The organism is Bifidobacterium choerinum (assembly GCF_000741135.1).
Lineage (GTDB): Bacteria > Actinomycetota > Actinomycetes > Actinomycetales > Bifidobacteriaceae > Bifidobacterium > Bifidobacterium choerinum.
Window position 1 is genome coordinate 28,584 of sequence record NZ_JGYU01000001.1, and the last position, 20,544, is coordinate 49,127.

Consider the following 20,544-nt stretch of genomic DNA (forward strand, 5'->3'; position numbering starts at 1 on the left):
GCGCCGGCGCGGCGGCGGCGACGCATAGACTACATGGATTTGGAAGGCTGATGAGGACACGATGACGAACGACGACGCGCGGGACGACGAGACGAAGGACGACGAGGCGAGGGACGAAGCGTCGGACGACGACGCGACGTCAGCGCATGAGATCGAGGAGTCGATCTCGGCGGACGACGCTGCGCAGGAGGCGTCGGACGACACGGCCGAGTTCAGCAGGCAGGCGCCGCCGTCCTTCGCGCCGCGCAGCGGCGACGAAGACGACGACGGCGAGGGCCACGAATCGGCGCTCGCGAAGCACGAGGACGACGACGACCATCCCGGCCATGAGGACCACGACGAGCTGCGCCGTTCGACGAAGCGGCGCCGTCGCCTGCCGTGGCTGACGGCCGTCATCGGCGTGCTCGTGCTGTGCGCGGCCTTCGGCTATCTGTACGCGAACGGCAACGTCAACGGCACGCCACGCGCGCAGGCGATGTCCGAATGCCAGACGCAGGCGGCGAGGGCCGGTGAGGCGAAGCGGCTCGCCGACATGGCGATCAGCTCGACGAAGACGTACATCGACGACCCAAAGACGCAGATCGACGCCGACGACCTGCGCCGGCTCAACGTCCTGATGGACGACGCCGGCAAGGAGCCGGCGATCCCGGCGTGCACGATCACGACGCGCGACAACGACCTCAAGGCGCATGCGAAGACGTCGAAGGACCTGCACGACGTCTACATCACGATCGCGAAGGAGCTGCTCGCGATCACCGGCGGCACGATCGACGGGCTCGACGACGACTCCTCCCCCGACGCGACGACGACACCGGAACCGACGGCGACCGTCACCGAGGAGCCGTCGCCGACGATGAGCACGACGCCCGAACCATCGACGGGCACCGACGTCTCGCCGACGCCGGAACCGACGGCGACGTCCACGTCCTCGCCGAAGCCGAGCGAATCAGCGTCGCCGTCCTCGTCGCCGAGCGCGACGCCGACGCCGTCGGGCAGCGCTGCGCCGTCGTCCGACCCCTCCGGACAGCAGACGGCGCAGCCGGGCGCGCAGTCCGGCACGGCGCGGCATGACGCCGCGGCGTCGTCCGGCCGCTGACGGCGGAACGGATCCGCACACGACGCGGCAACGACACGCGGACGGCAGCGGGGGTGTGTGACGAACGAATCGTCACACACCCCCGCTCTGCGTTCATGGCCGCCGTCAGTGGTCATCTGTCGCGGCGCCGACCATGTGGAAGCCGCGCATCGGTCAGTCGTGCGCCTCCTGATACGGCTCGATGGTCTCCTCCTGCAGCGCATCGGATGAGACGTCGGCGGTCTCGACTTCGACCGGGGCGTGCTCGACCGTTTCTGTTTGCACAGCGCCTTCCGTCTGAGCGTCGTCTTCCGGCGCGGCGACGTCCGGCGTTTCGGCGACGTCCGGTTCGACGGTCGCCTCGACGTCCGTCGCATGCTCGTCGTCCGCCGCGTCCGCCGGCTGCTCGGCATCCGACGACTCCGCCGACGTCCCGGCATCGGCCGCCTTCCGATCGGCTTCGTCGTGCGGCGACCCGGCGTCCGCGCCGGCCTTCGCGCTGAGCGCGTCGTCGAAGTCCTCGCCTTCGTTCTCGGCGTCGGTCGCCAGTTCGGCGACGACCTGCGTCCGTCCGATCGTGTCCGAGGCCGCGGAGTCGGCGAGCACCTGACGCTGCTCGCCGTCGACGATCGCGTCCGCCGCGTCGACGATCTGCTGCGCCGGCGCCTGCGCCGGCTTCCCGGCGTCTGTCTCGCCGGCGATCGCCTCGTCGGCGGCCTTGCGCTGCGCATCGGCGTCGGGCATCGGCACGTCGGCGTCCTGCGCGGCCCGACGCTCCTCATGCGGCACGTCGTCTCCGGCCGGCGCCTCTCCGTCATGGCGCTTGGCTTCGTGGTCGTGCTTCTTCGCGTCGACGACCGTCTCGATCAGCTCGACGTCGCCGCGCTCCTCGCGCGGGCTCTGCGCGACGATGTCGATGTGCACGTCGTCGTAGGCGGGCTTCGTCTGGATCCACAGACGGCTCGGCTCGGGCGGCTCGATCTGCGAATGCTCGCCGCAGCCGTGGTCGAGCGAGACGACGCGGCCGTCGTCGGGGCTCCACCGGTTCGCGCAGACGCCGAACATCTCGGACAGGTCGCCGCGCAGCGGGATGAAGAAGCCGCAGGTCGAGCAGACGTTGCCGTTCGCCGTCTTCGTCGACAGCGACTTCGGGCCGTGCGGGCCGTCGTACCAGCGCTGCGCCGTCTGCGCACGGCCGAACGGCGACATGACGGCGCGACGCGACAGGTCGAACTCCTCGATCGCGTCGTGCAGGTCCTGCTGCGTCGTCGACGATTCCCGATGCGCCTGCTGCGACTGCGCATCCGCCGCATCGGCGCCGGACTGCGCTTCGGGACGGTCCTCGACGGCCTCGGACACGGTCTCGACGCCTTCGATGACGGCCGCGGCATCGTCGAGCCGCGTTTCGGCTTCGGCCTGCGCCGTCCGCTGCGCCTGCCTCTCATGCTCCGCGTCCCGTTCGGAGTCCTCGTCGACGGCGCCATGCGTCTCCTCGACCTGCTCGATCGTCGTCTCGGTGACGCCGGGCTCGAGCCGCTCGTCGCCGGGCTCGGTGCCGATCGAATCGGTCACCGACAGGTCGGACGGTTCGAGGCGGTCCTTCCACGGCACCCATGGCGGCGGCAGCAGCGCCTTGTCGGTCGGGATCAATGACGCCTCGTCGACGGTCCAGCGGTCGGCGTCGACGTCGTGGAACAACGTGACCGACCACTGCCAGCCCTCGTAGCCGACCATCGTCGCCACGAAACGGAAATCGGTCACGCCGTCCGCGCTCGTCTCGCTCGTCACGAAGGCGCCGACGTGGTCGGCGTCCTCCGCCGTGTCGATCGCGACGGCGCGTGCGAGCGCCTCCGGGTCAAATTCTTCTGCCATCGTTCATTCCTGTACGTCGAAGTTGTCCGCGACGGCGCGCAGCAGCTGGGCGAGCTTGTGGCTGTCCGCCTGCGACGGGTAGCGGTGCCGGCGCAGCTGGTTGCCGGCGTTGTCGAGCAGCTTGATGAGGTCCTCGACGATCGCGGCCATGTCGTCCGGCTTCGGCCGCGTCGCCTTGACGAGTGACGGCGCCGTCTTGATCGGCGTCACGCTCATCGCGACCGGTCCGCGGTTGCCGTCGACGACCGAATACTCGACGCGGGCGCCCTTGCGCAGTTCGCTCACTCCCGCAGGCAGCGAGGTCTGCGGAAGGAACACGTCCGGACCCTCATCGCCGGCGATGAATCCAAATCCCTTCTTCGCATCGAACCAACGTACGCGTCCGCTAGGCATGTCCACCTCTCACTGTTCCCAGATTGTCCTGTTGCTGTTTGTCTTGTTGCTGTTGCCGTCTCGACGCGGGGAACCTGCCCCGCGTTCTTACCAAATCTTCATTCTACTGCACGGACTGCGCATCCGTCGAGCGCCTGCGCTTCGTCTCCTTGCGCGCCTCGCCGCGGCGCTTCGCGTCCTTGGGCTGCGCGGCGTCGGAGCGCCGTTCGTCCGACTCCGTCACGCCGCCCTGCGTGAGCGGCAGGATTAGCGTCAATGTCAGGCCGCCGCCGTCGCTTTCGCCGGCGCAGATGAAGCCGTGGTGCGCGTTGACGACCGACTGCGCGATCGCCATGCCGAGCCCGGTGCCGCCCTTGAGCCTGGCGCGGGAGGAATCGGCGGTGTAGAAGCGTTCGAAGATCTTCGAGCGCGCCTCGGCGGGCACGCCCGGGCCGTGGTCAGCGAAGCGTGCGACGGCGACCGTCATGCCACGGTCCGTCGTCGTATATTCGCCGGCCGCACGCAGCACATGCGCCATCGACTCGTCGTCGGGCGGCAGCTGCGCGAGCTCGTCGGCCTCCATCGCCAGGCCGAGGACGCCGAGCGAGAGCTCGACCGGCGAATCCTGCGGCGTGTAGCGGTGGATATTGCCGACGATGTTCGTGACGACCTGCTGCAGGCGCGCGCCGTCGGCGACGATCGTGACCTTCGGCAGCGCGCCCTCGGTCATCGTCAGCGTCGGATGCGCGGGGTCGGCCATGTCGAGCCCGACGACGCCGGTGCGGATCTGGCGTTCCGGGTCGAGCGCGTGCAGGTCGCTCGCCGAGTCGGCGAGGACGGCGCCGATGTCGACGCGCTGCGTGATCGAGATGCCGCGGCCCTCGTCGAGTCGGGCGAGCGAGAGCAGGTCCTCGACGAGCACGGTCATACGGGCGCTCGACGCCTCGATGTGGTCGATCGAATCGTCGGCGCGCGCGAGCGCGTCGGCGGCGTCGCCGCTGCCGCGCTGCATCTTGTACAGTTCGGCGTAGCCGTGGATTGCGGCGAGCGGCGTGCGCAGCTCGTGGCTCGCGTCGGAGACGAAGCGCTTCATCTTGTCGGTCGCCGCCTGCTGCTGGCGGAAGCTGCGTTCAATCTGCGCGAGCATGAGGTTGAGCGAGCGCGACAGCGAGCCGATCTCGGTGCCTTCGGGCGCCGACGGGATGCGCTGCGACAGGTCGCCGTTGGCGATCTTCGCGGCCGTCTTCTCGATGCGTTTGAGCGGTTCGAGCGTGCGCTGCACGAGCAGTGCGCTGACGACGCCGCCGAGCATGACGACGGCGATGCTCACCATGACGCAGAACTTCGTCAGGTTGTCGACCATGTCGATCTGGTTGCCGAGCGACAGGCCGATGTAGATGATGCCGCGGTCGTGCTGGTTGCCGTTCGCGTCCTCGCTGATCCAGCGCAGCGCGACGACGCGCCACGGGTATTCGGCCATCGTCATCGTCGAATGGTCGGGCGTGCGCGTCGCGTGCGACGTGTCGACGATCGCCGGCGTCGTGTACGGCTTCGCGAGCTCGTGGCCGGCGAGGTCGCCGTCCATCGGCAGCCGCGGCCGTGAGACGACGCCGTCCTTGTAGACCGGCTGCAGCAGCACCGTCGACGTCTGCGTGTTCGCGTCGTAGGCCTGCACGTAGTAGCTGATCATCAGGTTCGACGCGTTCGCCTTGTCGTTGAGCAGCACCGTGTTCTTGAAGACGAGCTCCGCCTGCTGCAGCAGCTGGCTATCGGTGCGCTGCATCATGTAGTTGTTGACGAGCTGCGTGATCGCCAGCGAGATGCAGACGGTGCCCACCGACAGCAGCACGATGATCGACGCGACGAGCTTCGCGCTCAGCGAGACGTGCGCGAGCGGCCCGTTCTCCCTGCGCGCCGCCGCGTTGCCCATTCTGCCCATCGTCCGTCTTTCCTCGCCGTCCTTCGTGTCCGGCGCTCAGCTGCGCGGGACCCTGATCATGTAGCCGATGCCGCGCTTCGTCTCGATGAGCGGCTGCACCTTGTGCTTCGTGCCGTCCTCGTCGGTCACCTCGAGGTCGTCGACCTTCTTGCGCAGATAGGAGATGTACGATTCGACGATCGCCGCGTCTCCGCCCCAGTCGTACTGCCAGACGTGGTCGAGGATCTGCGCCTTCGACAGCACGCGCCCCTCGTTGTCCATCAGGTAGCGCAGCAGCTTGTATTCGGTCGGGCTCAGGTCGATCTGCTGGCCGGCGCGCGTCACGTCGTGCGAGTCCTCGTTGATCTCGAGGTCGCCGACGCGGATGATCGGGTCGTCTTCGACGTGCTCGCGCGTGCGGCGCAGGATCGCGCGGATGCGCGCGACGACCTCCTCGAGGCTGAACGGCTTGGTCACGTAGTCGTCGCCGCCGACGGTCAGTCCCATGACCTTGTCCTGCGTGTCGTCGCGCGCGGTCAGGAAGAGGACCGGCGCGTCGATGCCCTCCTGGCGGATGCGGCGCGTGACGGTGAAGCCGTCGATGTCCGGCAGCATGACGTCGAGGATGATCAGGTCCGGCTTCGTGCGTTCGATGACCTCGATCGCCTCGGATCCGGAGGCCGCGGTCTCGACCTCGTAGCCGGCGAAGTGCAGCGAGGCGACGAGGAGTTCGCGGATGGACGGTTCGTCGTCGACGACGGCGATCTTTGCTTCAGTACCTTTGCTCGCGTTCATACCGTTCATCATGGACTCGCCGACTGAAGGTTTCCTGAATGTCCGCTGTGAATTCCGTTCCGCGCCGGCTTGCCCTTGCGGCATGGCGCTCAGCCCCTGTACTTCGCGTGCGGATTGGCGGCGCCGGCCGTCCCCGTCGCGGGCGTGCCGGCGGCGGTCGCGGTGTCTGCGGTGGCCTCGACAGGCGAGTCGTCCGCGTCGGCGTCGGCGTCGCCATCCGCATCGGCGTGCGGCGCATGCTCCCCGTCACGCACGTCCCCGGCGGCGTCGGCGTCGACCTCGCGGCGGCGGCGCACGACGATGACGACACCGACGACGACGGCCGCGAGCGCGACGACGCCGATGACGGCGACGGCGCCGACGATGACGGCCGAATGGGATGTCGCCGTGTCCTTCTCCTTGTCGATGACGTCCATCATGTCGATCGCCGAGCGCGCCCAGTCGGGGCTTTCGCCGGTCTTGACGTCGGTGAGCGGCGCCGAGGCGGCTTCGGAGAGCGCGTCGACGCTCTGCTGGCTGCTGAGCCATTCCTCGGAATCCGGCGAGACGACGACGGCGAGGTTGCCGTCGTTCGTCGCGACGGCGAGCAGCACGGTGTTCGGCGCCGGGCCGAGCGACTGGAGCGTCTGGCGCGCCCAGTCGTCCGGCGGGTCGGTCGAGTTGAACGAGTCGACGTAGATGAGGCGCACCTGCACGCCGGTCCGCTCGCGCGTGTGCGTGATCGCGTCGGAGACCTTCGCGATGTCGTTGCCGAGCAGGTTCTGCGGGTCGAGGATGTAGCCGCTGTTGGGGTCGACGGCCGCGTCGTCGTCCGTCGTCTGCGAAGTCGTCGGCGACGGCGTCGTCTCGTCGGCGATCGCGGCCGGCGCGAAGGCGGCCATGCCCGGAGCCATGGCGAGGACGAAGGCGAGCGCGAGCGCGGCGCAGCGGCGCGCGAGCCGCGTCGTCACGCCGTCGGAGGAATGTGGATGACCGCCCCGTCCGTACACAGGGGTCGTTGCGCCTTGGTTCTCGATTCGCGTTGTCATACATTCCACAGTACCGGTCGGCGGTCACATGCCCTCCGGCGTTCCGCTCCGGCGGGACGGCAGAACACAGGACAACGACGAAAGGAACGGGATCATGCCCCAGTATCAGGTGGATTCGGAACGCATCCAGGCGTCGAGCGCGGCGGTGTGCTCGTCGGTCGCGCAGATCAGGCAGGCGGTGGGCGGCATGTATGCGAACCTCAACGCGCTGCAGGACTGCTGGCACGGCGGCGCGGCGACGCAGTTCGCGTCGCTCGCCGCGCAGTGGCGCGCCGCCCAGCAGCAGATGGAGCGTTCTCTGGAGTCGATCCAGCAGGCGCTCACGCAGGCGTCGACGGTGTACGCCGACGCCGAGCATGTGGCGGCGCGGCTCTTCGCCGCCGGCTGACGCGCCGCCGCGACACGCGGATGACGGCGAGGGGCGACGAAAAAGGTCCCGGCTCCCCATCGGGAGCCGGGACCCATGCACGGTCAGGCGACCGTGCTCATCGCATGGTCGCGGGCGTCGATCAGTAGCCCATGTCCTGGCCAGCGCCGGCGGCCGGAGCCGGTTCCGGCTTGTTCGCGACGACCGCTTCGGTCGTCAGGAACAGACCGGCGATCGACGCGGCGTTCTGCAGCGCGGAACGGGTGACCTTGACCGGGTCGGTGACGCCGGCGGCCATCAGGTTCTCATAGGTGTCGGTCGCGGCGTTGAAGCCTTCGCCCTCGGGCAGCGACAGCACCTTGTCGAGCACGACGTCGCCGGAGAGGCCGGCGTTGTCGGCGATCTGCTTGAGCGGGGCCTCGATGCCGCTGAAGACGATCGCGGCGCCGGTGGCCTCGTCGCCCTCGAGCTTGACGTCCTTCTTGGCCTTCGCGGCTGCCTGCACGAGCGCGACGCCGCCGCCGGGCACCAGGCCCTCTTCGATGGCGGCCTTCGCGTTGCGCACGGCGTCCTCGATGCGGTGCTTGCGTTCCTTGGCCTCGACCTCGGTCGCGGCGCCCACCTTGATGACGGCGACGCCGCCGGCGAGCTTGGCGAGACGCTCCTGCAGCTTCTCGCGGTCGTAGTCGGAGTCGGTGTTCTCGATCTCGGCGCGGATCTGCGCGACGCGTGCTGCGACGTCCTCCTTCGAGCCGCCGCCGGAGACGATCGTCGTCTCGTCCTTGGAGACGATGACCTTCTTCGCGGTGCCGAAGACGGACAGGTCGATCGAGTCGAGCTTGAGGCCGATCTCCTCGGAGACGACCTGGCCGCCGGTGAGGATGGCCATGTCCTGCAGCATCGCCTTGCGGCGGTCGCCGAAGCCCGGGGCCTTGACGGCGCAAGACTTGAAGGTGCCGCGGATGTTGTTGAGGATGAGCGTCGGCAGCGCCTCGCCGTCGACGTCCTCGGCCACGATCAGCAGCGGCTTGCCGGTCTTCATGACGAGCTCAGCGATGTGGACGACGTCCTGCTGCGACGAGACCTTGTTCGACGTGAGCAGGATGTACGGGTCGTCGAGGACCGCGGTCTGGTCGTCGGCGTTGGTGACGAAGTACGGGGAGATGTAGCCCTTGTCGAAGCGCATGCCCTCAGTGAACTCGAGGTCGAGGCCGAAGCGGTTGTTGTCCTCGACGGTCACGACACCGTCCTGGCCGACCTTGTCGAGTGCCTCGGCGATCTTCTCGCCGACCTCCGGATCGGCGGCCGAAATCGTCGCGGTGGCGGCGATCTGGTCCTTCGTCTCGACCGGCTTGGCCGACGCGACGAGCTCCTTGACGATGGCGTCCGAGGCCTTCTCGATGCCGCGGCGCAGCGCGATCGGGTTCGAGCCGGCTACGACGTTCTTGAGGCCCTCGTGCACGAGCGACTGGGCGAGCACGGTCGCGGTGGTGGTGCCGTCACCTGCGACGTCATCGGTCTTCTTCGCGACTTCCTTGACGAGCTCGGCGCCGATGCGCTCGAACGGATCCTCGAGGTCGATCTCCTTGGCGATGGAGACGCCGTCGTTGGTGATGGTCGGCGCACCGTAGGTCTTGTCGAGCACGACGTTGCGGCCCTTCGGGCCCAGCGTCACCTTGACGGTGTCGGCGAGCTTGTCGAGACCGGCCAGCATGCCCTGGCGCGCTTCCTCATCATATTCAATGATCTTTGCCATATGTTCCTCCGCTATGGGATAGATACGTCATTACGACATCACCCGGAACATCGGAGCGGCCGCCGACCGTCAGCTTCCGGCGATCACTCCCATCGCCCGAGTGCTACATCGCAGATTAGCACTCTCGATGCCCGAGTGCCAACACGACATGCTGCACATTGCGCTGTGGGCAAGATATGGGCCGGGCGGACATGCCGGCGCGGCGGGGACGGACGGACGGATACGACAAGGCCGGACGACGTTCCCGCGGGCGGTTTCGTGCGGGTCGTGGTCCGGCCTTGATGGGCCCCGCGGCGAGGCGCTAGCGACCGATCACCGATACCTTCGTCGCGCGGAGCCCCTTCGGCGTGTCCTCCAGTTCGAATTCGACGGCGTCGCCTTCGTGCAGCGTGCGGAAGCCCTCCGACTGGATCGCCGAATAGTGGACGAAGACGTCATCGCCTCCCTCCGCCGTCGTGATGAAACCATAACCCTTGCCAGCACTGAAGAACTTGACGGTTCCCTGTGTCATTTCCCTAATTCTTTCTTTAGCCAAACCATGAAATCGCGATCGGCATGACCCGTGACCTAAAACGTCCCCAATCAACGGGAATCAGACCGTAATCGCAACTACAGTGTAGCCACCCATATGGCCCGGGACGCACCCGGCGGCCCCATGCGTCCCGAATATGGACCGAACGGGGACGAGATCGCCGGCCGGCACGGCGACGAAAGAACGGGTCCGCACACCCGAAGGCGCACGGACCCGTCCGATGGGCCGCGAAGACGGCGCTCACTGCATGAGCACAACGACGACCGGCGCACCGATGCCGGGCGCCTGTTCGACGGTGGCGATGCCGAGCGTGTTGGCGACGGCCTGCGCCGTGGCCAGATCGGCGTCATTCTGGTACCACACGACGGTCTGCCCCGGCAGCGCCATGTCTCCCGGGTTCATCGGCGTGGCGTTCGTGTAACCGTCGGCGACGAGCTTCTGCGCCTCGGTGGACGCGTATCCCTCCTGCGCGGTGCCGTTGACGACGCTGATCGCCGCCGCCTTGTTGACCTGCTGCGACTCCTCGGGCGTCGGCACCTGCGACGACTCGCTCGGCGACGCCGACTCGGAGGGCGACGCCGATGCGTCCGACGAGGCCGATTCGTTCGGCGAGGCCGACGCGTCCGCACCCGCCGAGGCCGTGGATTCGTCCTCCCCCGCCGCCTTCGTCGTCTGCGCGACCTGCGCGCTCGAGCTCGCCGACGACGAGACGCGTCCGCGCAGCAGGTTCGCCGCCTCACCGGAGAAGATGCCCCAGAACAGCACGCCGGCGGCGACGGCGGCGATGATGACGACGACGAAGGGCGTGAGCCTGACGCCCCACGGGCGCGCGCCCCGGTGCACGCCGACCGGGCCCTGGGGCGGGTCGTCGTAGGCGTCCTTCGGGTAGGAGTCGTAACCTTCGCTGTCCTTGCGAGCCATAATGGTCCTTCCGTGTCTTACGAGCGTGTGCGCGACCGGCCAAGGCGCGCGCACGACGTTCCCGCAACTCACTATAACGAACGCACTGGGCACGCCGCAACGCCACCGGCACGCGCCGCGGGTACCCTTGAAGCCATGAGCAGACCATGCAAACCGCTGAACGAATCGATCGACCCGCAATGGGCGCTCGCCCTCGCCCCCGTCGAGGCTCAGATCCACCGGATGGGCGACTTCCTGCACGAGCAGGCCGCCGAAGGCAGGCAGATCCTGCCGGACGCGCACAACATCCTGCGCGCGTTCCGTGTGCCGCCGTTGCGCGACGTCAAGGTGCTCATCGTCGGGCAGGACCCGTATCCGACGCCGGGCTACCCGGTCGGCCTGAGCTTCTCGGTGGCGCCGGACGTGCGCCCGCTGCCCAAGAGCCTGATCAACATATATAAGGAACTGCAGGACGACCTGCATGTGCCGCCGCCGCGCAACGGCGACCTGAGCCCGTGGACGCGCCAGGGCGTCATGCTGCTCAACAGGAGCCTGACCGTCGAGGCGCACCGTCCGAACAGCCATCAGGACAAGGGCTGGAGGCCGGTCACCGACGCGGCCGTCAGGGCGCTCAACGACCGCGTCGACGACGACGGCAGGCCGCTGCCGCTCGTCGCGATCCTGTGGGGACGCAACGCGCAGACGCTCGCGCCGCTGCTGACGAACGCCTTCATCATCGCCTCGGCGCATCCGAGCCCGCTGTCCGCCTCGCGCGGCTTCTTCGGCTCGCACCCGTTCTCGCGCGCGAACGCCGCGCTCGAGGCGATGGGCGCCTCCCCGATCGACTGGACGCTCTAGCGCCCCCGCGCGGGCCGTCGGCACCGGCGCCGGCGGACCGCGCTCAAGCATGGCAAGTACAATGTGCTCTCGAACCTATCCGTACTACAGAAGAGTGCATGCCATGGCCTTGTTCCAACAGCAACCACAGACGCCGCCCGCCGCCCCGCCCGCGGCCCCCAACCATCCGGCGCTGTCCGCCCAGGACGCGGCGCGTGCGCAGCAGCTCGTCGCCCGCATCCGCAACCGTTTCTCGGGCACGCTCGTCGGACAGGACAACCTGCGCGAATCGCTGATCACGACGCTCGTCGCCGGCGGCCACATCCTCATCGAATCGGTGCCGGGCCTGGCGAAGACGACGGCCGCGCAGACGCTCGCTACCTCGGTCTCCGGCACCTTCAAGCGCGTCCAGTGCACGCCCGACCTGATGCCCTCCGACCTCGTGGGCACACAGGTCTTCGACTTCTCGACGCAGCGCTTCTCGACGCAGATCGGCCCGATCCACGCGAACTTCGTGCTCCTCGACGAAATCAACCGTTCGAACGCGAAGACGCAGTCGGCGATGCTCGAGGCGATGGCCGAGGGCGCCACGACGATCGGCGGCCAGCGCATCCCGCTGCCCAAGCCGTTCATGGTCATCGCCACGCAGAACCCGATCGAGGAGGAGGGCACCTTCAACCTGCCCGAGGCGCAGATGGACCGCTTCATGATGAAGGCCGTCATGACCTATCCGACGCCCGAGCAGGAGGTCGCGATGCTCGCGATGCTCACACGCCGCGGCTCCGACACTATCGACCCGACGGCCGTGACGCCGGACGTCGTCTCGATCCCCGACGTCGAGTTCCTGCGCTCCGCGGCCCGCCGCGTCCACGTCGCCGACCCGATCATGCGGTACGCCGTCGATATCGCCGACACGTCACGCGGCGGCGGCCCGAAGCCGGTCCAGGGGCTTGCGTCGCTCGTGCGCCTCGGCGCCTCGCCGCGCGCGTCGATCGCGCTCGTGCGCATCGGCCAGGCCTCGGCGTTGATGGCCGGCCGCGACTACGTGATCCCCGAGGACCTCAAGCGCTTCGCCCATGAGGTGCTGCGCCACCGCATCCTGCTGACCTTCGAGGCGCTCGCCGACGGCGTGACCGCCGACCAGGTCGTCGACCAGATCGTCCGGGCGGTCCCGGTTCCATGATCGACGCCCGCCGACACGAAGACCCGGTGCGCCGGCGCATCGAGGCGCTGGGCACGTCGATGTCGCTGCCGACCGTCGCGCGCGCGCTCGGCGTGCTCGAGGGCGAGCACCGTTCGCCGCGGCGCGGCGGCACCGACGACCTGCTCGACGTGCGCGCCTACGAGATCGGCGACGAGGCGCGCCAGATCGACTGGAAGATCAGCGCGCGCTCCGGCCGCACGATGGTCGTGCAGCGCGAGCGCCGTGTGAGCAGCCGCGTCCACCTGCTGATGGACGCCGGCCGCGAGATGACGGCCACCTGCCCGTCGGGCGAGCATGCGTACGCCGTCGCCGCGAACGCGCTGTGCATGTTCGCGGCGCTGACGCTGCGCCGCAGCGACGACGTCTCCCTCGTCCTGGGCGACGCGTCGCGCATCACGCGCGTGCCGTTCCACGGCGGCTTCGCGCAGTTCGAACGCACGATCGACGAGGCGTCCGAGCGCTCCTGGTCGCATCCGCGCAACCTCGGCGCGCTGCTCGACTACGCGGTCCGCCTGCGCGACCGCGACGCGCTCGTCGTATTGGCGACCGCAGACGGCGCCGTCGGCGACGGCGAGCTGCGCCGCATCCGCCGCATCGCCCAGACCCATCCCTTCGTCCTCATCGACGTCGCCACCGTCAACCCCTTCGCCGCCGAGCCGGTCGCCTCACGCCGCGGCTCGCGCGTCGTCGACGGCGTCAGCGGCCGGCGGGTCCCGGCGTTCCTGACGCGCCGCGCGCTCGCCGACGAGGTCGCCACGCACCGCGCGTACCGCGTCTCGGCACTGCGCCAGGAGCTTTCGCGCGCCGGCGCCCGGCTCATCCACGCCGATTCGAGCGAGGCGATGTTCCATGACTTCGTCCGGTTGATCTCACTGAGTTGTCTGGGCTCGCCCGGCGCGCGCTCGCATCTGCGCGCCGGAGCGACGGCGCCGCGCAAGGAGGTGTCCGTATGAGCCGCCCCGTCATCGCGATGCTGCTGCTCGCCGTCGAATCCGATGAACTGACGGCCGTTCCGGCACCGCGGCTCACGACGCCGCTGTGGATCTGCGCCGGCGTCGCGCTCGCCGTCGCGGCCGTCTGCGTCGCGCTCGCGTTCATGCCGAAGCGCACGCGGACGGCGCGCCGGCCCTCCGGCGCGCACGCCGAAGGCTCCGACAGGCGCGCCTGGCTCGCGCGCATCGACGCCGTCGTGCACGACTACGACGCGCGGAGGATCACGGCCGACGAGGCCTACGCGCGGCTCGCCGCGATCGCTCGCGCCTTCGCATCGGCGAGGACGGGACGCCCGCTCGCCACGCGCACGCTGCGCGACCTCGAACGCGAGCCGCGCGGCGGCGACGCCGGCAACTGGGACGCGCTGCGCATGACGATCGCCGCGCTCTACCCGCCCGAATTCGCCGATGGCGGCCATCCGGACGCGCGCGAGGCGTCGGTCGCGACGGCCGCCGGCTGGGTGTCCGATCTTGTGGAAAGGTGGCGCTGACGATGCTGCACTGGCAATGGCCCTGGGCGATCCCGATCGCCTTCGCCGCGGCATGCGCGATCGGCGCGCTCGCCTTCTGGCTCAACGCGCGCGGCGGCGCCGACCCGGCGGACGCCGAGGCCTGGGACGTCGACGACGGTCTCGAGACCGAGCTGGGCGCGCGGCTGGCGCGCCAATGGCGCCGGCTCAACCGCGCGGCCGCGGCGCTCGTCGCGCTCGCGCTCGCGCTCGCCTGCGTGTTCGCGGCGCGCCCGGCCCAGGTGGACGCCTCCGACGAACGCAGCGCGACGCGCGACATCGTGCTGTGCCTCGACGTCTCCGGCTCGGCGCTGCCCTACGACCGTCAGGTGATCGACACCTACCGTTCGCTCGTCGGGCATTTCCGCGGCGAACGCATCGGCATGAGCATCTTCAATTCGACGTCGCGCACCGTGTTCCCGCTCACCGACGACTACGCGATGGTCAGCCGCCAGCTCGACGAGGCGAGCGCATTGCTCGCCGGCGTCGAATCGCAGGACGACATCGACGACATGACCGACCGGCAGTACCAGCAGGTCTCCGACTGGCTCGCCGGCACGCAGAACCGCAAGAACGCGACGAGCCTGATCGGCGACGGCCTCGTCAGCTGCGCGGCGATGCTGCCCGGCTTCTCCTACGGGCGCTCGTCGTCGGACATGAGCCGCGATGCGTCGATCGTCCTGGCGACCGACAACGTCGTCTCCGGCACGCCCACCTACACGCTCGACGAGGCGCTCGCGATGACGTCGAAGGCGCACATCGCCGTCGACGGCCTGTTCTCCGGCCCCGAGCAGAGCGAGGGCGACGAGGCGACGCAGCAGATGCGCACGCTCATCGAGAGGCACGGCGGCGTCTTCCTGACGCGCGCTGACGGCGATTCGGTCGACGCGCTCGTGCGTTCGATCGACGCGCGGCGCACGAAGGACGTCGAGAACGCAGGCCGCGCCGCATGGACGGACGCGCCGGGCTGGTGGACGCTCGCGCTCGCCGCGCTCGTCGGCGCATGGCTGCTCGTGGCTTGGAGGTTGAGACGATGAACGGATTCACCTTCGCGCCGGCGCTCGGATGGGTCGTCGGCTCCCTGTTCGCGGCCGTGCTCGTCGCGCTCGCCGTCGGCGTCGTCGTGCTGCATGTGCGCCGCCGTGGCGACGAGACGCTCGGCATGTGCGTCAGGCGCGCCGCGATCTGCGTGCTGCTCGCCGTGATCGCATTGACGCCGAGCGTCGCGACGACGACGACGAGCCGCGCCGTGAACGCGACCGACGTTGTCATCGCCGCCGACGTCACCGGCTCGATGGGCGTGTCCGACGCGACCTACGGCGACCGGCGCGACGTCAGCCGCCTCGACGCGGCGAAGGCGGCGATCGACGACATCACGGCGACCTACGCGAACTCGAGCTTCGCGGCCGTCAGCTTCGGCTCGTCGGGCACGCTCGACGTGCCGCTGACGCCTGACGCGGCGGCGATCGACCATTGGGCGTCGTCGCTGCGCGTCGAGCCGACGGCCGCGTCGTCGGGATCGTCGGCGGACGCGGCGATCGACCAGCTGCTGCTGACGCTCAAATCGATCCGCGACGCGCATCCCGACGACCGCATCGTGCTGTATCTGATCACCGACGGCGAGCAGACGATCCCGACGTCGCGGCGCACGTTCTCGTCGCTGCGCCGCTATCTCGACGACGCCTGCGTCATCGGCGTCGGTACCGAGGCCGGCGGCAAGGTGCCGAAGCCGGCGGCCGACGGCGCGGACGGCGGATGGGTCGTCGACCCGTCGACAGGCCAGCCGGGCGTGTCGATCATGGACCGGCGCCAGATCGAGTCGATCGCCGACGAACTGAGCGGGTCGGCGCTGTTCACCGACTCCGGCGGCACCGTCGCCTCGTCGGCGATCGCGAAGGAGTCGCGCCGGTGGCGCGCGACGACGACGGACAAGGAACGCGTGCGCGTCACGCCGGTCGTCTGGCCGCTCGTGCTCGCGCTGCTCGCCGTCATGGCCTGGGAGGCCGGCGCATGGTTCGGCCAGTCGAGGAGGCTGCTGCAATGACCGACGCATCATCCAACGCATCATCCAACGCATCATCCAAACCGGAACGCCGCGCGCGCCGTCTGCCGCTCGCCGCGCGCATCGTACTGCTCGCCGTCGCCGTCGTGGCCGTGGCCGTGGCCGTCTGGTCGCTGTGGAACGTCCACGCCGCCGACGAGAACGCCGACGCCACGGCGACGCTGACGCGCACGATCGACGAGGCGTCGAAGCCCGACGCCGACCTCAGGCGACTGCTCACGCAGCAGCGGCAGACCGACGCGCGCTACGACGCGCTGATGGCGGCGAAGGCGACGCTGCTGCCGCAGCTCGCCACGTCCGTCGAGCGCAACGCCGAGGTCTCCAGGGCGCTGACCGGGCGGATCGAGGACCGCATCGCGCAGGAAGAGCAGGACCGCCAGAACCAGAACGCCGACGGCAAACGCACGCAGGACGCCGAACGCGGCGCCGACCCGGCGCTCGACGAACAGGAACGCCGCAAGCTCGAGGAGCTGCTCAGGAACAACGAGCCGACCGCAGGCGACGACGCCACGGCGACGCAGGACGGCAAGCGCACGCAGCAGGGAGGCACGGCCGGAAACCGCGACGCCAAACCCTGGTAGCGGCGCTCCCCCGCCGGCGCCGGGCGCCGGCGGGGTGCACATCATGCGCATCACGGGCCCGACCGTATCCACAATCGGTGGATGCGGCCGGGTCCTTCCACATCCGCTGTGGATAGAGAAGGCTGTTATCCACACGCCGTGTCGTCCACATTCCGGGGCCGAGCCACCCTTCCGGTCACAACGCCCGATCCGGCTGGACACGGCGGCCGTCCCGGACGTCCAATGGGACCCATGGATACGACACAGCACATCTTGCAGATGGCCGGCCCGTCCCACGGACGCCGGCCGATACGACCGCTGGGCGGCGCGCCGACGCTGATGCCGCCCGCCACGCCGCAGCCGCTGTTCCGGGACGCCGACGGCACGGCGATGCTCGAGGCCGCGATGGCCGACTGCCACCGGATCATGCAGCGGATGGCGCGCGAATGCGCGGCGACGCTCGACGAGGCCGCCGCCTCGCTCGGCGCCGCCGCGATCGACGGCTGGCACGGCACGGCCGCCGAACTCTACCGCGAGCGCATCCGTTCGGCCGGCGCGCAGGCGCGCATCGTGCGCGCGCAGGCCGATCTCGCACCGGCGATGCTGCTGGCGACGGGAGGTGCGCGATGACCGGACGGGTGACATCCTCGGTATACGGCGGCTCCTACGGCGTCGCCGACGACGGCGCCTACCGCGCGGCCTGGGCGCGGCTCGAGGCGGCCCGGAGCACGCTCACGGCATGCGCCGACGCTTGGACGCGCACGGCCTTCGCGCTGTCGACGCGCCAGATGGACGTGCTCGCGCGGCTGCCCGCCGTCGAGGCCGCCGGCGGCGCGGCGGCAGCCTCGGCGGCGCTGACGCACCGCATCACGCGCGCCGTCGACGCCTGCAACGACATCGGCACGATGCTGCGCCGCATCGGCGACGAATGCGGCCGCCTCGCCGACCTCGTCGCACGCGCCCACGGCCTGTACAACGCGGCCGAGTCGGGCAGCCGCAGGCTGACGTCGAAGGCCGTGCAGCTGCTGACGACGCTCAACCCGGCGGCGATGGCGGCGCTCGCCGCCGGCGTCGGCCTGTACGGGGCGTCGGTCGGCCGCGCCGTCGACGGGTCCTGCGGCGCCGCCGACGGCTCCTCCGGCATCGCCCATGCCTCGCATGCCACGGCGTGGATGCAGGAGGGGCTGATGGCCGGCATCGGCGCGCACCTCTCCGGCATCGCCGCTCTCGGCGCACCGGGCGGACTGGCCGGTCCGGGAGGCCTGTCCGCGCTCGGCTCGCTCGGCGACGACGGACGGCACGTCGCCGCGGCGGCCGGCGGCATCGCCGCGGTGAGCGCGCCGGCCAACGACCGGCTGCAGGGCGACCGTCTCGTTGTCGCATGCGTCTCGCCGCTGCCCGACGCGCGCCCGGTGGGCTACGTCGACTCCACCGCCGCGGCGCTGCACGACCTGCGCCGGCTCGGCGCCGCGAACGGCGACGGCGCGCGCACCGGCCTGTCGTACGCGACGATCGCGATCTCGCGCTATGCGCGCGAGGACGGCACGAACGCGTGGCTCGTCACGATCCCGGGCACCGACGGGCAGCCGGATTCGCCCTTCGGGTGGGAGCAGAACGTCGAACTGATGGGCGACGACGCGGTGCGGCGCGCGCGTGCGGACAGCGCGCGCTTCGTCGCCGAGGCGATGCGGCTCGCCGGCGTCGGCGCCGACGACCCGGTCGCGCTCGTCGGGCACTCGCAGGGCGGCATCGTCGCGGCGACGCTCGCGAGCGACTACGTCGACGAGTTCCGCATCGAGCACATCGTGACCGCCGGCTCGCCGATCGCGAACCATCCGGTCGGCGACGACGTGTGGGTGACGAGCGTCGAGATGGAGGACGAGCTCGTCGCCGCGCTCGACGGGGCCGCGAGCCCGCAGTCCGACCGATGGCTGACGGTGCGCGGCGCGCTCGCCGCTGACGGCGACGACGGACGGCTGCTCGCCTCGAGTCCGGTCGACATCGGCGACGGGCCGCTGCCGCTGACGCACGACCTCGCGTTCCACGAGGCCGCGTACGCGAACGCCGCGCAACTCGGCTCGCCGGCGCTCGAGCGGCACGACATGCATCTGCGCGCGACGATCGGGGGCGGCTATCAGGGCACGACGTACTGGCAGGGCCGCATCGGCGACGACACGGACGACGGGCGGCACCGGTGACGGACGCACGGACGGCGCCGGCCGTCTCATGGATGGGACGGCGGTGCCCGCGCGTTCACGGCCCTGCGTAGAGTGAGGGGCATGAAGCTTACCGACATCACCCCCGCCATCGCGCTCACTCCGCTCGATGGCCGTTACCATGCCCAGACCGCCGAACTCGTCGAATACCTCAGCGAGCCGGCCCTCAACCGCGAGCGCATGCGCGTCGAGGTCGAATGGATGATCATGCTCGCCAACGGCTACGCCGGCAACGGATGGAAGCCGATCGTCCCCGGCGTCGAGCCGCTGACCGAACAGGAGCAGGCGTTCCTGCGCGCGATTCCGGAGGAGTTCGGCGCCGAAGGCATCAAACAGCATGCGGCGCACGAGGCCGTCACGCACCATGACGTCAAGGCCGTCGAATACTACATCGACGACCAGCTCGACAAGGCCGCCGACGTGCTCGGCCACCCGACGCAGCTGACCGGACTCAAGACGCTCGTGCATTTCGCCTGCACCTCCGAGGACATCAACAACCTGTCGACGGCCCGCTGCGTCAAGAACGCCGTCGAACGTGTCTGGCTGCCGGGCATCGACGCGATCGTCGACCTGCTCGCCGAGCAGGCGGAGCGCTTCAGGGACCTGCCGCTGCTGTCGCTGACTCACGGCCAGCCGGCGACGCCGACGACGCTCGGCAAGGAGCTCGCCGTCTACGTCTACCGCCTCAACCGCCAGGTCGGCCATGTGCGCGCGCAACAGTACCTCGGCAAGATCAACGGCGCGACCGGCACCTTCGGCGCGCATCTGGCCGCCGTCCCGGACGCCGACTGGATCGACATCTCGCGCACCTTCGTCGAGGACCGCATGGGCCTGACGTGGAACCCGCTGACGACGCAGATCGAATCGCACGACTGGCAGGCGGAGCTCTACGGCACGATGAGCCATGCGAACCGCATCATGCACAACCTGTGCGTCGACGTGTGGATGTACATCTCGCGCGGCGTGTTCGCGCAGGTGCCGGTCAAGGGCGCGACCGGATCGTCGACGATGCCGCACAAGATCAACCCGATCCGCTTCGAGAACGCCGAGGCGAACTTCGAGATCTCGTGCTCGCTGCTCGATACGCTCGCCGCGACGCTCGTCGAATCCCGCTGGCAGCGCGACCTGACCGATTCGACGACGCAGCGCAACATCGGCTCGGCGATCGGCTATTCGGTGCTCGCACTGAACAACCTGCTCGGCGGACTCAAGTCGATCCATCCGAACGAGGCCGTCATCGCGCGCGAACTCGACGAGAACTGGGAGGTGCTCGGCGAGCCGATCCAGACGGCGATGCGCGCCTGCGAGCTCGCGGGACTGCCCGGCATGGAGAAGCCCTACGAGAAGGTCAAGGAGCTGATGCGCGGGCACGAGATCGGCCAGCGCGACGTCGAGGCCTTCATCGACTCGCTCGCCTTCGACGAGGCGACCGCCGCGCGCCTCAAGGCGCTGACGCCGGCGACCTACGTCGGCGACGCCGCGAAGCTCGTCGCCTACGACCGCTGACGCGCGCAACCTTCGACCGGCCGTCGTCCGTCCGCCGCGAGAT

General features: G+C 69.8%; 19 protein-coding genes and 1 pseudogene. 12 read left to right on the forward strand and 8 right to left on the reverse strand.

The window, feature by feature from the left end; all coding sequences use genetic code 11:
- The first annotated feature begins 61 nt into the window (after positions 1-61).
- Positions 62-1,096, forward strand: a complete 1,035-nt coding sequence (locus tag BCHO_RS00115) for a hypothetical protein (RefSeq protein ID WP_024540806.1) — start codon at positions 62-64, stop codon at positions 1,094-1,096.
- Between the two features lie 840 nt (positions 1,097-1,936).
- Here BCHO_RS00115 and BCHO_RS09710 read toward each other — a convergent pair.
- The 5 genes and pseudogenes from BCHO_RS09710 to BCHO_RS00140 all read right to left on the reverse strand — a co-directional run.
- A pseudogene (locus BCHO_RS09710) lies at positions 1,937-2,947 on the reverse strand (DUF3027 domain-containing protein); the annotation flags it as partial.
- A gap of 3 nt (positions 2,948-2,950) precedes the next feature.
- A complete protein-coding gene (locus BCHO_RS00125; protein WP_024540804.1) occupies positions 2,951-3,340 on the reverse strand; it encodes a cold-shock protein in 390 nt (129 codons plus the stop codon).
- A gap of 103 nt (positions 3,341-3,443) precedes the next feature.
- Positions 3,444-5,258, reverse strand: coding sequence for a sensor histidine kinase (locus BCHO_RS00130; protein WP_081707932.1), 1,815 nt, complete (start codon positions 5,256-5,258; stop codon positions 3,444-3,446).
- A gap of 36 nt (positions 5,259-5,294) precedes the next feature.
- Positions 5,295-6,032: a response regulator transcription factor gene (locus BCHO_RS00135; RefSeq protein WP_099721263.1), complete on the reverse strand. Its 738-nt coding sequence runs from the start codon at positions 6,030-6,032 to the stop codon at positions 5,295-5,297.
- Positions 6,033-6,121: 89 nt separating this feature from the next.
- Positions 6,122-6,982, reverse strand: coding sequence for a TPM domain-containing protein (locus BCHO_RS00140; protein WP_160271599.1), 861 nt, complete (start codon positions 6,980-6,982; stop codon positions 6,122-6,124).
- 172 nt (positions 6,983-7,154) lie between these two features.
- Here BCHO_RS00140 and BCHO_RS00145 point away from each other — a divergent pair, with 172 nt between their 5' ends.
- A complete protein-coding gene (locus tag BCHO_RS00145) occupies positions 7,155-7,448 on the forward strand; it encodes a WXG100 family type VII secretion target (RefSeq protein ID WP_024540800.1) in 294 nt (97 codons plus the stop codon).
- Between the two features lie 121 nt (positions 7,449-7,569).
- Here BCHO_RS00145 and groL read toward each other — a convergent pair whose 3' ends face one another.
- The 3 genes from groL to BCHO_RS00160 all read right to left on the reverse strand — a co-directional run bounded on the left by groL (position 7,570) and on the right by BCHO_RS00160 (position 10,636).
- Entirely contained in the window at positions 7,570-9,183 is a 1,614-nt protein-coding gene (gene groL, locus BCHO_RS00150) for a chaperonin GroEL (RefSeq protein WP_024540799.1), read from the reverse strand.
- 301 nt (positions 9,184-9,484) lie between these two features.
- Positions 9,485-9,694 carry a cold-shock protein gene (locus BCHO_RS00155; RefSeq protein ID WP_024540798.1) on the reverse strand — a complete coding sequence of 70 codons (210 nt, stop codon included), beginning with the start codon at positions 9,692-9,694 and terminating at the stop codon, positions 9,485-9,487.
- 261 nt (positions 9,695-9,955) lie between these two features.
- On the reverse strand, positions 9,956-10,636 hold the full coding sequence (locus BCHO_RS00160) for a LytR C-terminal domain-containing protein (protein ID WP_024540797.1): 681 nt from the start codon (positions 10,634-10,636) through the stop codon (positions 9,956-9,958).
- Positions 10,637-10,771: 135 nt separating this feature from the next.
- Between BCHO_RS00160 and BCHO_RS00165 the strand changes: the two genes are divergently transcribed.
- From BCHO_RS00165 to purB, 10 genes are all read left to right on the forward strand, one after another.
- Positions 10,772-11,473 carry a uracil-DNA glycosylase gene (locus BCHO_RS00165; RefSeq protein ID WP_029675414.1) on the forward strand — a complete coding sequence of 234 codons (702 nt, stop codon included), beginning with the start codon at positions 10,772-10,774 and terminating at the stop codon, positions 11,471-11,473.
- 103 nt (positions 11,474-11,576) lie between these two features.
- Complete coding sequence (locus BCHO_RS00170) at positions 11,577-12,635, forward strand: AAA family ATPase (RefSeq protein WP_024540796.1); 1,059 nt, start codon at positions 11,577-11,579, stop codon at positions 12,633-12,635.
- The gene (locus BCHO_RS00175) at positions 12,632-13,609 is read left to right on the forward strand and encodes a DUF58 domain-containing protein (RefSeq protein WP_024540795.1); all 978 of its coding nucleotides are present in this window, start codon (positions 12,632-12,634) and stop codon (positions 13,607-13,609) included. The genes BCHO_RS00170 and BCHO_RS00175 overlap by 4 nt, the downstream gene beginning before the upstream one ends.
- Complete coding sequence (locus BCHO_RS00180; RefSeq protein WP_051354861.1) at positions 13,606-14,139, forward strand: hypothetical protein; 534 nt, start codon at positions 13,606-13,608, stop codon at positions 14,137-14,139. The genes BCHO_RS00175 and BCHO_RS00180 overlap by 4 nt, the downstream gene beginning before the upstream one ends.
- 2 nt (positions 14,140-14,141) lie before the next feature.
- Complete coding sequence (locus BCHO_RS00185; protein WP_024540793.1) at positions 14,142-15,194, forward strand: vWA domain-containing protein; 1,053 nt, start codon at positions 14,142-14,144, stop codon at positions 15,192-15,194.
- Positions 15,191-16,201: a vWA domain-containing protein gene (locus BCHO_RS00190; RefSeq protein WP_024540792.1), complete on the forward strand. Its 1,011-nt coding sequence runs from the start codon at positions 15,191-15,193 to the stop codon at positions 16,199-16,201. Before BCHO_RS00185 ends, BCHO_RS00190 begins: the two co-directional genes overlap by 4 nt.
- Positions 16,198-16,800 (forward strand): DUF6466 family protein, encoded by a 603-nt coding sequence (locus tag BCHO_RS00195; RefSeq protein ID WP_024540791.1) that lies wholly within the window; start codon positions 16,198-16,200, stop codon positions 16,798-16,800. The genes BCHO_RS00190 and BCHO_RS00195 overlap by 4 nt, the downstream gene beginning before the upstream one ends.
- Positions 16,801-17,031: 231 nt before the next feature.
- Positions 17,032-17,409, forward strand: a complete 378-nt coding sequence (locus BCHO_RS00200; RefSeq protein ID WP_152595921.1) for a hypothetical protein — start codon at positions 17,032-17,034, stop codon at positions 17,407-17,409.
- Positions 17,410-17,684: 275 nt separating this feature from the next.
- Entirely contained in the window at positions 17,685-18,977 is a 1,293-nt protein-coding gene (locus tag BCHO_RS00205) for a PGAP1-like alpha/beta domain-containing protein (RefSeq protein WP_474843895.1), read from the forward strand.
- Positions 18,978-19,058: 81 nt separating this feature from the next.
- On the forward strand, positions 19,059-20,501 hold the full coding sequence (gene purB, locus BCHO_RS00210; protein WP_024540788.1) for an adenylosuccinate lyase: 1,443 nt from the start codon (positions 19,059-19,061) through the stop codon (positions 20,499-20,501).
- Positions 20,502-20,544: the final 43 nt, after the last annotated feature.